Annotated in this window: 15 protein-coding genes; 12 read left to right on the top strand and 3 right to left on the bottom strand. The window is 71.2% G+C overall.

Annotated elements, in window-relative coordinates; all coding sequences use genetic code 11:
- Window positions 1–39 precede the first annotated feature (39 nt).
- From NUV38_RS02340 to NUV38_RS02325, 4 genes are all read left to right on the top strand, one after another.
- Window positions 40–705 carry an MOSC domain-containing protein gene (locus NUV38_RS02340; RefSeq protein WP_257727574.1) on the top strand — a complete coding sequence of 222 codons (666 nt, stop codon included), beginning with the start codon at window positions 40–42 and terminating at the stop codon, window positions 703–705.
- Window positions 706–750: 45 nt separating this feature from the next.
- Entirely contained in the window at window positions 751–2583 is a 1833-nt protein-coding gene (locus NUV38_RS02335; protein ID WP_257727573.1) for a long-chain fatty acid--CoA ligase, read from the top strand.
- Window positions 2584–2586: 3 nt separating this feature from the next.
- Complete coding sequence (hemW, locus tag NUV38_RS02330; protein WP_257727572.1) at window positions 2587–3777, top strand: radical SAM family heme chaperone HemW; 1191 nt, start codon at window positions 2587–2589, stop codon at window positions 3775–3777.
- A gap of 156 nt (window positions 3778–3933) precedes the next feature.
- Window positions 3934–4806, top strand: a complete 873-nt coding sequence (locus NUV38_RS02325) for a CHAP domain-containing protein (RefSeq protein WP_257727571.1) — start codon at window positions 3934–3936, stop codon at window positions 4804–4806.
- 3 nt (window positions 4807–4809) lie between these two features.
- On the opposite strand, the gene NUV38_RS02320 is transcribed toward NUV38_RS02325, so the two are convergent.
- Both NUV38_RS02320 and NUV38_RS02315 read right to left on the bottom strand, forming a co-directional pair.
- Window positions 4810–5658, bottom strand: coding sequence for a DUF3097 domain-containing protein (locus NUV38_RS02320; RefSeq protein WP_257727570.1), 849 nt, complete (start codon window positions 5656–5658; stop codon window positions 4810–4812).
- Entirely contained in the window at window positions 5651–6082 is a 432-nt protein-coding gene (locus NUV38_RS02315) for a hypothetical protein (RefSeq protein WP_257727569.1), read from the bottom strand. Before NUV38_RS02315 ends, NUV38_RS02320 begins: the two co-directional genes overlap by 8 nt.
- 121 nt (window positions 6083–6203) lie before the next feature.
- Between NUV38_RS02315 and hrcA the strand changes: the two genes are divergently transcribed.
- From hrcA to era, 8 genes are all read left to right on the top strand, one after another.
- Window positions 6204–7241, top strand: a complete 1038-nt coding sequence (hrcA, locus tag NUV38_RS02310; RefSeq protein WP_257727568.1) for a heat-inducible transcriptional repressor HrcA — start codon at window positions 6204–6206, stop codon at window positions 7239–7241.
- Window positions 7242–7257: 16 nt separating this feature from the next.
- Window positions 7258–8412: a molecular chaperone DnaJ gene (gene dnaJ / locus NUV38_RS02305; protein WP_055965294.1), complete on the top strand. Its 1155-nt coding sequence runs from the start codon at window positions 7258–7260 to the stop codon at window positions 8410–8412.
- Between the two features lie 19 nt (window positions 8413–8431).
- Window positions 8432–8773 carry a histidine triad nucleotide-binding protein gene (locus tag NUV38_RS02300; RefSeq protein ID WP_257727567.1) on the top strand — a complete coding sequence of 114 codons (342 nt, stop codon included), beginning with the start codon at window positions 8432–8434 and terminating at the stop codon, window positions 8771–8773.
- 103 nt (window positions 8774–8876) lie between these two features.
- On the top strand, window positions 8877–9893 hold the full coding sequence (locus NUV38_RS02295; protein ID WP_257727566.1) for a PhoH family protein: 1017 nt from the start codon (window positions 8877–8879) through the stop codon (window positions 9891–9893).
- Window positions 9871–10404: an rRNA maturation RNase YbeY gene (gene ybeY, locus NUV38_RS02290; RefSeq protein WP_257727565.1), complete on the top strand. Its 534-nt coding sequence runs from the start codon at window positions 9871–9873 to the stop codon at window positions 10402–10404. Before NUV38_RS02295 ends, ybeY begins: the two co-directional genes overlap by 23 nt.
- Window positions 10401–11696, top strand: a complete 1296-nt coding sequence (locus tag NUV38_RS02285) for a hemolysin family protein (protein WP_257727564.1) — start codon at window positions 10401–10403, stop codon at window positions 11694–11696. The genes ybeY and NUV38_RS02285 overlap by 4 nt, the downstream gene beginning before the upstream one ends.
- Entirely contained in the window at window positions 11689–12042 is a 354-nt protein-coding gene (locus NUV38_RS02280) for a cytidine deaminase (protein ID WP_257727563.1), read from the top strand. The genes NUV38_RS02285 and NUV38_RS02280 overlap by 8 nt, the downstream gene beginning before the upstream one ends.
- On the top strand, window positions 12039–12953 hold the full coding sequence (gene era / locus NUV38_RS02275; RefSeq protein WP_257727562.1) for a GTPase Era: 915 nt from the start codon (window positions 12039–12041) through the stop codon (window positions 12951–12953). The genes NUV38_RS02280 and era overlap by 4 nt, the downstream gene beginning before the upstream one ends.
- Before the next feature lie 12 nt (window positions 12954–12965).
- Here era and NUV38_RS02270 read toward each other — a convergent pair whose 3' ends face one another.
- Entirely contained in the window at window positions 12966–13232 is a 267-nt protein-coding gene (locus NUV38_RS02270) for an acylphosphatase (protein ID WP_257727561.1), read from the bottom strand.
- Between the last annotated feature and the right edge of the window lie 5 nt (window positions 13233–13237).

The raw sequence follows: 13237 nt of genomic DNA, 5'->3' as shown, positions 1-13237 counted from the left end.
CGCGCACGATCCGATCGCAGGCATCAATAGGATGCGCTCGTGAGTGCGCACGTCGAATCCGTGAACGTCGGCAGGGTGGTCGACGTCCCATGGGGGAAGCTCGGGCGGTCGGGGATCGACAAGCGTCCCGTCGCCGGGCCCGTGCAGGTCCACCGCCTCGGGCTCGAGGGCGACGAGATCGCCGACACCACGCACCACGGCGGTCCCGACCAGGCGGTCTACGCCTACGCCGCCGAGGACCTCGAGCGCTGGTCCGAGCTCGCCGGACGCACGTTCGTGCCCGGCCAGTTCGGGGAGAACCTCACCACGAGCGGGCTCGACGTGCAGGGCGCGCGGCTGGGGGAGCGGTGGGCGGTCGGCTCGACGCTCCTCGAGGTGTGCGACGTGCGCATCCCCTGCGCGGTCTTCCAGGGCTTCGTCGACGAGCCTCGTTGGGTGAGGCGCTTCGCCGAGCACGGGGTCGTCGGTGCGTACCTCAGGGTCGTGCAGGAGGGCGTCGTCCAGGCGGGGGACCCGGTGCAGGTCGTCGAACGTCGTGCCCATGACCTCACCGTCGGCGCGGCCTTCCGCGCCCTCACGACGGATCGGACGAGACTGCCGTCGTTCCAGGCCGAACCAAGGGTCTCCGCCAAGATCGCGCGTCAGATCGATGAGGTGCGCAACCACTCGTCCAGGGCCCCGAGAAGCGACCGACCAGTAGGTTAGGGTGAGCGGCACCACATTCCCCCGGAACGTCGTGTGAGGACATCCATGCCTGTGACCGCCACCCCCGAGCAGCTCAAGATCGTCGAGGACCGTGCGCCCAACGTGGCCCGCATGTTCTACGACCGTGTGGAGCAGACCCCGAACCGGGAGGCCTACCGCTACCCCGACGAGAACGAGGTCTGGCACTCGCTGACCTGGGCCCAGACCGGCGAGCAGGTGACGGCGCTCGCGGCCGGCCTGCTGGCGCTCGGCATCGGCCCGGAGGAGCGCGTCGCCATCGCCTCCGGCACGCGCCTGGAGTGGATCTTCTCCGACCTCGCGGTGCTGGCTGCCGGTGCCGCCACCACCACCGTCTACCCGACCACGATGGCCAGCGACGTCGCCTACATCCTGGCCGACTCCGACAGCCGCATCGTCTTCGCCGAGGACGACGAGCAGGTCGCCAAGCTGCGCGAGAAGCACTCCGAGCTCCCCTCCGTCACGAAGGTCGTCGTCTACGACGGCACGCCCGACGGCGACTGGGTCATCGGCTTCGACGACCTCGAGCAGCTCGGCCGTGACCACCTCGCCGCCAACCCGGACGCCGTCAAGGACCGGGTCGCGGCCATCACACCGCAGTCGCTCGCGACGCTCATCTACACGTCGGGCACGACCGGCCGGCCGAAGGGCGTGCGCCTCCTGCACGACGGCTGGACCTACGAGGGCGCCTGCATCGCGGCGGGCGGGTACCTGACCGCCGACGACCTGCAGTTCCTCTGGCTGCCCATGGCGCACTCCTTCGGCAAGGTGCTCCTCTCGACCCAGCTGCAGATCGGCTTCGCCACGGCCATCGACGGACGCGTGCCGAAGATCGTCGACAACCTGGCCATCGTCAAGCCGACGTTCATGGGCGCGGCGCCCCGCATCTTCGAGAAGGCCTACGGCCGCATCGTCGGCATGACCGAGGCCGAGGGCGGCGCGAAGCTCAAGATCTTCAAGTGGGCCGAGCAGGTGGGCATCGAGCACTCCCGCGCGGTGCGCGCCGGCAAGCCGATCTCCCCTGTCCTCAAGGCCAAGCACGGTGTGGCCGACAAGCTCGTGTTCTCGAAGGTGCGCGAGCGCTTCGGTGGCCGCGTGCGGTTCTTCATCTCCGGTGCCGCGGCGCTCTCGCCCGACATCGCCGAGTGGTTCCACGCCGCCGGCGTCCTCATCCTCGAGGGCTACGGGCTCACCGAGAACTCCGCCGGCGCCACGGTCAACCACCCGACCGACTTCAAGCTCGGCTCGGTCGGCATCCCGATGCCGGGCAGCGAGATCCGCATCGCCGAGGACGGCGAGGTCCTCGTCAAGGGCCCGCACGTCATGCAGGGGTACCACAACCTCGACTCCGAGAGCGCCTCGTCGCTCACCGAGGACGGGTGGCTGCACACCGGCGACGAGGGCCGGCTCGACGAGGACGGCTTCCTCTACATCACGGGCCGCAAGAAGGAGCTCTTCAAGACCTCCGGCGGCAAGTACGTGGCTCCGCCGCACATCGAGGGCATCTTCAAGGGCATCAGCTCGCTGACCAGCCAGATCGTGGTGCACGGCAACGAGCGCAACTTCTGCTCCGCGCTCATCACGCTCGACCCCGACGCGGTCGCCGAGTGGGCCACGGCGCACGGCATGGAGGGCAAGTCCTACTCCGAGGTCGTCTCCTCGCCGCAGATGCACGAGGTGATCTCCGGCCAGATCGACGAGCTCAACTCCAAGATCAACCGCTGGGAGACGATCAAGAAGTTCGCCATCCTGGACCACGACCTGTCGATCGAGTCCGGCGAGATCACGCCGAGCATGAAGGTCAAGCGCAACGTGGTGGAGTCGAACTACAAGGACATCCTGGACGGCTTCTACGCTTAGTCCATGACCTCGACCGAACGGCCCGCTCCCGGCACCGGGGGCGGGCCGTTCGGCGTCCCCCCGGCGGCAGCCGCATTCGGTGTGTACGTGCACGTCCCGTTCTGCTCGGTCCGCTGCGGCTACTGCGACTTCAACACCTACACCGCCGACGAGCTGGGCGAGGGCGCCACCCGCGCGACGTACGCCTCCTCGGCCCTGCAGGAGGTTCGCCGCATGGCCGAGGCCGTCGGGCCCCGCCCGGTCGAGACGGTCTTCTTCGGGGGAGGCACCCCCACCCAGCTCCCCGCCGACGACCTCGTCGGCGTGCTCCGGTCGATCGACGAGCACCTGGGGCTGCTGCCGGGGGCCGAGGTGACCACGGAGGCCAACCCCGACAGCGTCACGCCGGCATCGCTGGCGCGCCTGCGCGAGGGCGGCTTCACCCGCATCTCCTTCGGGGTGCAGTCGGCCGTGCCGCACGTGCTCGCCACGCTGGACCGGACGCACGACCCGGCACGTGTCCCCGACGCCGTGCGCTGGGCCCGGGAGGCCGGGTTCGAGCAGGTGAGCCTCGACCTCATCTACGGCACGCCGGGTGAGTCGATGGACGACTGGCGGACGAGCCTGGAGCAGGCGGTCTCCCTCGAGCCCGACCACGTCAGCGCCTACGCGCTCATCGTGGAGGACGGGACGGCCTTCGCGCGCAAGGTCCGGCGCGGTGAGGTGGTCATGCCCGACGACGACGAGACCGCCGACAAGTACCTGCTCGCCGACGCGACCCTCACCGCGGCCGGTCTGGGGTGGTACGAGCTGTCGAACTGGGCCCGCGACGAGGCCGCGCAGTGCCGGCACAACCTTCTGTACTGGCACGGCGCGGAGTGGTGGGGCGTGGGTCCGGGAGCGCACTCCTACGTCGACCGGCGACGCTGGTGGAACGTGAAGCATCCCGCCGCCTACGCCCAGCGGCTGGCGGCGGGGGAGCCGGTCGAGGCCGACGGTGAGGACATCGATGCCGCCACGGCCGCTCTCGAGCGGGTCATGCTGGAGGTCCGGCTGAGGTCCGGCCTGCCCGTCGCGGCCCTGGACGGCGCGGTGCGGGCGCAGGTGCCGGTGCTCGCCGCGCGCGGTCTGCTCGACGTCGTGGACGAGCGTCTGGTGCTCACCCTGGAGGGTCGGCTGCTCGCCGACGCCGTGGTCCGTGACCTCACGGACTAGGACGGCCGCCCCAGTCCGAAGGACTTTCGTCATTCAGATGGCGTGACCAAAGCCACAGTCCTACGGTGCTCCTGGGAGAACGAACAACTCGGGGGAGTTGGCGAGGGAGCAATGCGCATCGCGCATTGGCCAGCTCTGATCAGCATGCTGATCGGCATGGCCATCATCAGTGTGCCGACGTCTGCGGACGCGGCAGCCAAGACCGTCCTGTGCTCGGGGTACGCCTCGTGCGCGAAGAAGGGCTACACCCACGGTGGGTACGCGTCGGTGCGCTCCAGGTCGTTCTGGAACATGACGCCGGGACGCAGCTGCACGAACTACGTCGCGTACCGACTCACGAAGAACCGACTGGTCGCGCGGCCGCCCGGCACCGACGCGGCACTCACGTGGGGCGCGGCCGCACGGGCCGCCGGACTGCGGGTCAGCACGTCGGCTCCGCGCCGTGGCGACGTGGCCTGGTGGAAGGCGAACCGAGGCCTGTCCGGCAAGAAGGGGCACGTCGCCGTCGTGGAGCGAGTCCGATCGGACGGGTCCATCGTCGTCTCCGAGGACAACATGAACCGCACGTTCATGTGGCGCACCGTGCGGCGAGGATCGGGGTGGCCGTCCGGCTTCATCCGGTACCCCACGTCGGACGGGTCGCCGTCGGGAGTGCTGGAGTCGCTCACCGCGACGGACGGCATGGTGGCGGTGCGCGGCGCAGCCAGCGAGCCCGACCGGTGGGGACGTCCCGTCGCCTACACGGTGGCGCTGGGGGCGCCGCTGGACCGGGCGCCGGCGGAGACCTTCACGTTCTCCTCCGCCTACTACCGGTTCTCGTGGCGACGCACCGTCCAGGTGCGCGGCGAGCTGCGCGCCTACCTGTACGCCCACAACGGCTCCGGCACCAGGGGCAAGGACGTGCTGCTCGGCGTGGCCGACCTCGAGGTGCGGGACGACGGAACCACCCAGGGCGTCGCCGTGCCGCGAGCGAGCTGGCTCGACGACGTGGTCGCCCCGGTGGTCGGTCCGGTCACCGGCGCGGGCTGAGGGTCAGGGAGCGGTGACGAAGTCGATGAGCTCCTCGACCCGGCCCAGGAACTCCGGCTCGAGGTCGGTCCACGACCGGACGCGCGAGAGGATGTGCTGCCACGCGCGGGCGATGTCGGCCTGCTCGGCGTGCGGCCAGCCGAAGGCCGCGCAGATCCCACGCTTCCACTCGATGCTGCGCGGGACCACGGGCCAGGCGTCCACGCCGAGACGCCCTGGCTTCACGGCCTGCCACACGTCGACGTAGGGGTGCCCGACGACGAGCACGTGGTCGCGGTCCGAGAGCCTCGCGGCGATGCGCGACTCCTTGGACCCCGGGACGAGGTGGTCGACGAGGATGCCGAGGCGACGGTCGGGACCGGGGACGAGGTCGTCGACGACCCCGACGAGGTCGTCGACGCCGTGCAGCATCTCGACGGCCACGCCCTCCACCCGCAGGTCGTCGCCCCACACCTTCTCGACGAGCTCGGCGTCGTGCTTGCCCTCGACGAGGATCCGGCTGGGCAGGGCGACCCGTGCACGCTGGCCGGTGACCGCACGCGACCCGGACGCGGTGCGGGCGACGGCCTTGGGTGCGGCCGCGACGGGTGCGACGAGGACGACCGGCCGTCCTTCCAGGAGGAAGCCCGGGCCGAGCGGGAACGACTTGCGGCGCAGGTGGCGGTCCTCCAGCATCACCATGCCGAGGTCGCGCTCCACGCGGACGACCTCGCCGACCCACCCCGAGGTGACCTCCTCGACCACGATGCCGAGGTCGGCGGGGGCCTCGGTGGAGCGACCGCGCGGGGGAGCCTTCCAGTCGCCGGCCAGCACGTCCTGGCCGTAGCGCCCCGGGTGCCTGGCCTCAGCCATGCAGCACCCCGAGCAGCGTCTGGTGGAAGTCCTCCAGCTCCTCGCGGGTGATGGGCCCGCTGCTGGTGAGGATGCGGGTCGAGGGGCGGGTGAGCCCGACGGCGAGGTCGACGGCGGCCGGCCAGCTGGGCGTGACGGCCGACGGGACCGCGTCGAGCGGCGGGACGAGGTCGCCGAGCGCCACCACGTCCCCGTCGGGGACGACGAGCACCAGCTCGCCGCCCGAGGGGCCGTGGCCCAGGTGCACCACCTCGACGAACAGGTCGCCGAGGTCGGCGGCCCAGACCGAGCTGAGGGTGCCACCGCGCGACTCGTGCATGAGGAAGGTGCCGTCGGAGAGGGTGACGCGACGAGGTCGGTAGGTGAGGGTACGCGTGGTGCCCGTGACCGAGACGACCTCTCCCTCGCTCCCGATTGCTCCCACGTCGTTAGACTGGCACTTGCCCCGGGTGAGTGCCAAAGCGCCACGCCGCGTCGTCGTGCCCCGTCTGCGCGCCCCGGAGCCTCACGACCCAGCAGGCCCGATCAGCAGAGAGGAGACCGCCGTGCCGGAGGACCGAAGACTCGCCTCGGACGACCGTCGACTCGAGGTGCTGCGCGCCATCGTCGAGGACTACGTCGAGACGCAGGAACCCGTCGGTTCCCGGGCACTCGTGGAGCGGCACCAGCTCGGCGTCTCGCCGGCGACCATCCGCAACGACATGGCCGCTTTGGAGGACGAGGGCTACATCGCGCAGCCGCACACCAGCGCGGGCCGGGTGCCCACCGACAAGGGCTACCGGCTGTTCGTCGACCGGCTGTCCCAGGTGAAGGCGCTCTCGACGCCGGAGCGGCGCGCCATCGAGACCTTCCTCGGGGGAGCGGTCGACGTCGACGACGTCGTGCAGCGCAGCGTCAAGGTGCTGGCCCAGCTGACCAACCAGGTCGCGATCGTGCAGTACCCGTCGCTGACCCGCTCCACCGTGCGCCACGTCGAGGTCGTCGCGCTCGAGCACGCACGCGTGCTGCTCGTGGTGATCACCAGCAGCGGCCGGGTGGAGCAGCGCGTCGTCGAGCTCGAGTCCACCCCGGGCGACGTGCTGCTGTCCGACGTGCGCTCCCGCATCATGACGGCCACCATCGGGCAGCGCCTGCCCGAGGCGTCGTTGCGCCTGGCCGAGGTGATCGGCACGTTCGCCGAGGCCGACCGGCCCCTCGTCACGTCGGTGGTCACCACACTCACGCACGTGTTCTCCGACGAGCGGTCCGACGAGCGCATCGCCGTGGGCGGCACCGCCAACCTGGCGCGCTTCGGCCGCGACTTCGACTCCTCGATCCGCCCCGTCCTCGAGGCGCTCGAGGAGCAGGTCGTGCTCCTGAAGCTCCTCGGCGAGGCGACCACCGACCCCACCGTGCGCATCGGCCTCGAGACCGGTAGTGAGGGACTGGCGGGCACCGCCGTCGTCTCCTCGGCGTACGGCACCCCCGAGCAGGCGCTCGCCACCCTGGGCACGCTCGGACCCACCCGCATGGACTATCCAGGAACCATGGCCGCCGTCGGCGCGGTCGCCCGCTACGTCGGGCGACAGCTGGCGGACGGCTGAACAGGACGAAGGACCAATGGCACAGGACTACTACGAGCTGCTGGGCGTGTCCCGGTCGGCGACGCCCGAGGAGCTCAAAAAGGCGTACCGCCGTCTGGCGCGCCAGCTCCACCCCGACGTCAACGACGCACCCGACGCGGCCGACCGCTTCAAGGAGGTCACCACCGCCTACGAGGTGCTCTCCGACCCGCAGAAGAAGTCGGTCTACGACCGCGGCGGCAACCCGCTCGGCGGCGGGGGAGGCGCGGGCGGCTTCGCCGGCGGCGGCTTCAGCTTCGACGACATCATGGACGCGTTCTTCGGCGGTGGGGGCAACACCCGCGGGCCGCGCTCGCGCGTCCAGCGTGGCCAGGACGCACTGCTGCGCCTGCAGGTCGACCTCGCGGAGGCCGCGTTCGGCGTCACCCACGACATCAAGGTCGACACGGCGGTCGTGTGCACGCGCTGCGACGGCAGCGGTGCCGAGGACGACTCCGAGGCGGTCACCTGCGGCACGTGCCACGGGCACGGCGAGGTGCAGCACGTGCAGCGCACGCCGCTGGGCAGCGTCCGGACCGCCCGCCCGTGCCCGACGTGCCACGGCTTCGGCTCGGTCATCCCCGACCCGTGCCACGAGTGCAACGGCGACGGTCGGGTCCGGTCGCGTCGCTCGCTGACCGTCTCGATCCCCGCCGGCGTCGACCAGGGCACCCGCATCCAGCTGGCGGGCGAGGGCGAGGTCGGCCCCGGCGGCGGCCCGCCCGGCGACCTCTACATCGAGGTCGAGGTGGCCCGCCACCCCGTCTTCACGCGCAAGGGCGACCAGCTGCGCTGCCAGGTCACCCTGCCGATGACCGCGGCGGCCCTCGGCACGCACGTGGACCTGCCGACGCTCGAGGCCGACCTCGCCGACCAGGACGGGCCCGACACCGTGGGCCTGGAGGTGCCGGCGGGCACGCAGTCCGGCGAGACGCTGACCCTGCGCGGCCAGGGCGTGCCGCGGCTGCGCGGCCCCGGCCGTGGCGACCTCGTGGTCGAGATGGTCGTCGAGACCCCGGACCGGCTCGACGACGAGCAGCGCGAGCTGCTCAAGCAGCTGGCCGAGCTTCGCGGCGAGGACCGCCCCGAGGCGCAGATGGGCTCGACGCACCGGCACGGCATGTTCGGGCGCATCAAGGACGCCTTCCGCTGACGTGCGGTAGGAAGGGACCATGAGCCAAGACGACTGCCTGTTCTGCGCGATCGTCGCCGGTCGGGTCCCCGCCGACGTGGTGGCCGAGGACGAGCACGCGCTCGCGTTCCGCGACATCAGCCCGCAGGCGCCCACCCACGTGCTGGTGATCCCGCGGGTCCACCAGCCCGACGTCGGCAGCCTCGCCGAGGCCGAGCCCGAGGCGGCGGTCGGGCTGCTGCGGCTCGCGCGTCGGGTGGCGCAGGAGGCGGGCGGCTCCTACCGGCTCGTGTTCAACACCGGCGCCGACGCCCACCAGACGGTCTTCCACTGCCACGGCCACGTGCTCGCGGGTCGCTCGCTGGGCTGGCCCCCGGGCTGACGCCCTCGGGTTCTGGGAGTCCTGCTCGACCCAGGGACGATCCTGCGACGTCGGTCGCGGGTTGCGCGCGTGTCGCCTGCCCCCCGTACGATGGTGGGCAGACATGACTTCTGACTTGCCCGGGGACCAGCGACCCCACACCTTCACCGTCCCGACCAGCATCGACACCGTCGCCCTCTACGGTCCGGCCGACGCGTTCCTGCGCATCGTCGAGGACGCCTTCGACGCCACCGTGCACGCGCGCGGCAACGTCGTCACCGTCACCGGCGAGCCCGGCGAGGTGGCCCTCGTGGAGCGTCTGCTCGACGAGCTCGTCGCCATCGTGCGCACCGGCCAGGGCCTCACGGCCGAGACGGTCAAGCGCAGCATCTCGATGCTGCGCACCGAGACCCAGGAGCGCCCGGCCGAGGTGCTCAGCCTGAACATCTTGAGCAACCGCGGCCGCACCATCCGGCCCAAGACGCTCAACCAGAAGAAGTACGTCGACGCGATCGACAAGCACACGATCGTCTTCGGCATCGGCCCGGCCGGCACCGGCAAGACCTACCTCGCCATGGCCAAGGCCGTGCAGGCGCTGCAGGCCAAGGAGATCACCCGCATCATCCTCACCCGACCGGCGGTCGAGGCGGGGGAGCGGCTGGGCTACCTGCCCGGCACGCTCAGCGAGAAGATCGACCCGTACCTTCGCCCGCTCTACGACGCGCTGCACGACATGCTCGATCCCGAGACGATCCCCAAGCTGCTCACCAGCGGCACCATCGAGATCGCGCCCCTGGCCTACATGCGCGGTCGCACCCTGCAGGATGCGTTCATCATCCTCGACGAGGCGCAGAACACCACGCCCGAGCAGATGAAGATGTTCCTCACCCGCCTCGGCTTCGGCTCCCAGATCGTCGTCACCGGCGACGTCAGCCAGGTCGACCTGCCGTCGGGCCAGAAGAGCGGCCTGCGCGTCGTGCGCGACATCCTCGCCGACGTCAAGGACATCCACTTCTCCACGCTCACGTCGCAGGACGTCGTCCGCCACAAGCTGGTCGGTCGCATCGTCGCCGCCTACGACGCCTTCGAGTCGGCGCCGAGCACGGGGCAGGTGGACCATGAACGTCGACGTCCTCGATGAGTCGGGGCAGGGCGTCGACGTCGTCGCCCTCACCCGGCTATGCCGGTTCGTCATGCGGCGCATGCGGCTGCACCCGGCGACCGAGCTGACCGTCCGCCTGGTCGACACCGACACCATCGCCGTGCTCAACGAGCAGTGGATGGGCAAGAAGGGCCCCACGGACGTGCTCTCCTTCCCCATGGACGAGCTCTCGCCGGGCCGGCAGGACCGCGAGCCCGAGGAGGAGCCCGAGGGCTACCTCGGCGACATCGCCCTGTGCCCCCAGGTGGCGGCGCAGCAGGCCCCGGCAGCCGGGCACGACGCGTCCGACGAGATCGAGCTGCTCACCGTGCACGGCATCCTCCACCTGCTGGGCTACGACCACGCCACCGCCGAGGAGCACGCCGAGATGTTCGGCATCCAGGGGCGCCTGCTCCTGGAGTGGCAGCGGACGGCCGCCGGCACGGACGTCGAGGAGGGCTCCGTGGCCACCGGGCCCGGAGCCGCCGAGCCCAAGGACACGCCGCGATGACCGTGGCGATCGTCGCGTCGATCGTCCTCGCGGTCCTCGCCGGCCTGTTCGCGAGCGTCGACGCTGCTCTGTCCTCGTTCTCGCGCGCCCGCGCGGCCGAGCTCGGCGACGAGGGTCGCGGTGGTGCGGTGGCCCTCGGTCGCATCCTCGAGGACCCCGCCCCGGCCCTGAACGCCGTCCTGCTGCTGCGGGTCGTGTGCGAGACGGCGGCCATCGTCCTCGTGGCGCTGGTCGTCGACGACTACGTCGACGGACTGTGGTGGCAGATCGGCGTGGCCGTGGCGATCATGGTCGTCGTCTCCTACGTCCTCATCGGCGTCGGTCCCCGCACGCTCGGGCGCCAGCACAGCGAGTCCGTCGCGCTCGCGTCCGCCGGACCCGTGCGACTCCTCACCGCCCTCCTGGGGCCGGTTCCGCGGCTGCTGATCGTCGTCGGCAACGCCCTGACCCCCGGGCGTGGCTTCCGCGAGGGCCCGTTCGCCTCGGAGGTCGAGGTCCGCGAGCTGGTCGACCTGGCGGCGGCCAGCAGCGTCATCGAGTCCGACGAGTCCAAGATGATCCAGTCGGTCTTCGAGCTGGGCGACACGATCGTGCGCGAGGTGATGGTGCCGCGGCCCGACCTCGTGTTCATCGAGCACTCCAAGACGCTGCGCCAGGCCATGTCCCTCAGCCTGCGCAGCGGGTACTCACGGGTGCCCGTGATCGGCGAGAACCTCGACGACGTCCTGGGGATGGCCTACCTGAAGGACGTCACCAAGCGCGTCTTCGACAACCACGTGGCCGAGTCCACCGAGAAGGTCGACTCGATCATGCGACCGTGCCTGTTCGTCCCCGACACCAAGCCGGCCGACGACCTCCTCAAGGAGATGCAGGCGCAGCGCACCCACGTCGCGATCGTCGTCGACGAGTTCGGCGGGACGTCGGGCATGGTCACCATCGAGGACATCCTCGAGGAGATCGTCGGTGAGATCACCGACGAGTACGACACCGAGCCCGACGAGCTCGAGGCCCTGTCGGACGGGTCCTACCGGGTCAGCGCACGCTACGACGTCGACGACCTGGGCGAGCTGTTCGACATCGACCTCGACGACGAGGACGTCGACTCGGTCGGCGGCCTGGTCGCCAAGCACCTCGGCAAGGTGCCGATCCCCGGCAGCACGGTCGAGATCGACGGCCTGCGGCTCGTGGCCGAGGCGCCGAGCGGACGCCGCAACCGCATCGGGCGCGTGCACGTGTCGCGTCTGGAGCCCGAGCCCGTGTCCGAGCCGAGCAACGGAGGATCCCGTGACTGACCGACCCGACAGCGACCTGGAGACCCTCGCCCCGGAGGACGCCAAGCTGGCGACCCTCGCACGCGCCACCCGAGCACGCACGCAGGCCCCCGCGGGGGCCGCCGTGCGCGACCTCGACGGCCGCACCTACGCCGCCGCCCAGGTCGACCTCCCGTCGGTCCGGGTCGGGGCGCTCGAGCTGGCCGTGGCCATGGCGGTGTCGTCGGGCGCGCGCGGCCTCGAGGCCGCCCTGGTCGTCGCCGACGACCTGCCCGACGTCGCACCCGTGCGCGACCTCGCCGGCGACGGGGTGCCGGTGCTCCTCGCCGACCCGGCCGGTCGGGTCGTCGACAGGACGACCACATGAGCTTCCGGTCAGGCTTCGCCTGCTTCGTCGGTCGCCCCAACGCCGGCAAGTCCACGCTCACGAACGCGCTGGTGGGTGAGAAGGTCGCCATCACGTCGTCGAAGCCGCAGACCACGCGGCACGCCATCCGTGGTCTCGTGCACCGAGCCGACGCCCAGCTCGTGCTGGTCGACACGCCCGGTCTGCACCGTCCGCGGAACACGCTGGGACAGCGTCTCAACGACATCGTCCGCACCACCTGGGCCGAGGTCGACACGATCGCGATGTGCTTCCCCGCCGACCAGAAGATCGGCCCGGGGGACCGCTTCCTCGTCGCCGAGCTGGCCAGGATCCGGCGGGCGCCCGTGCTGGCCGTCGTCACGAAGACCGACCTCGTGGCACCCGAGCGCGTCGGGCAGCAGCTGATGGCGGTGCAGGAGGCCGGTCGCGCCGCTGGTCTGGAGTGGCGCGAGATCGTGCCCGTCTCGGCGGTCAACGGCGACCAGGTCGGGCTGTTGTCGGACCTGCTGGTGGCCACGCTGCCCGAGGGCCCGGCCCTGTACCCGGAGGGCCAGCTGACCGACGAGCCGGAGACGACGCTGGTCGCCGAGATCGTCCGCGAGGCCGCGCTGGAGGGCGTGCACGACGAGCTGCCGCACTCCATCGCCGTCGTCGTCGACGAGATGACTCCGCGTGAGGACCGTCCGGCGGACCGCCCGCTCCTCGACGTGCGGGTCAACGTGTACGTCGAGCGCGACAGCCAGAAGGGCATCGTCATCGGTCGCAAGGGTGCGCGGCTCAAGGAGATCGGCACCACCTCCCGAGGCCAGATCGAGCGTCTCCTCGGTACCCCGGTCCACCTCGACATGCACGTGAAGGTGGCCAAGGACTGGCAGCGCGACCCCAAGCAGCTGCGCAAGCTCGGCTTCTGATCCGCGTAGGGGTCAGACGGTCCTGAAGCCCGGCTCGTCCTGCGGCTCCTCGTCGGTGACCACCACCTCGGTCACCGAGGCGCGCGGCGGTCCGCCACGGCACCAGGCGACCATCCGGTCGACGGCGGCCGGCTCACCCTCGAAGGCTGCCTCGACCGTGCCGTCGGACCGGTTGGTGACCCAGCCGGTCACGCCGAGCCGGTGTGCCTCCTGCTCGCAGGACGCCCGGAAGAAGACGCCCTGCACCCGACCGTGGACGACGACGCGACGGCGGACCATGGCAG

Source organism: Aeromicrobium sp. 50.2.37 (assembly GCF_024655735.1).
Lineage (GTDB): Bacteria > Actinomycetota > Actinomycetes > Propionibacteriales > Nocardioidaceae > Aeromicrobium.
The sequence above is the reverse complement of the archived record's forward strand: the minus strand, read 5'-3'. Positions and strand labels throughout refer to the sequence as shown.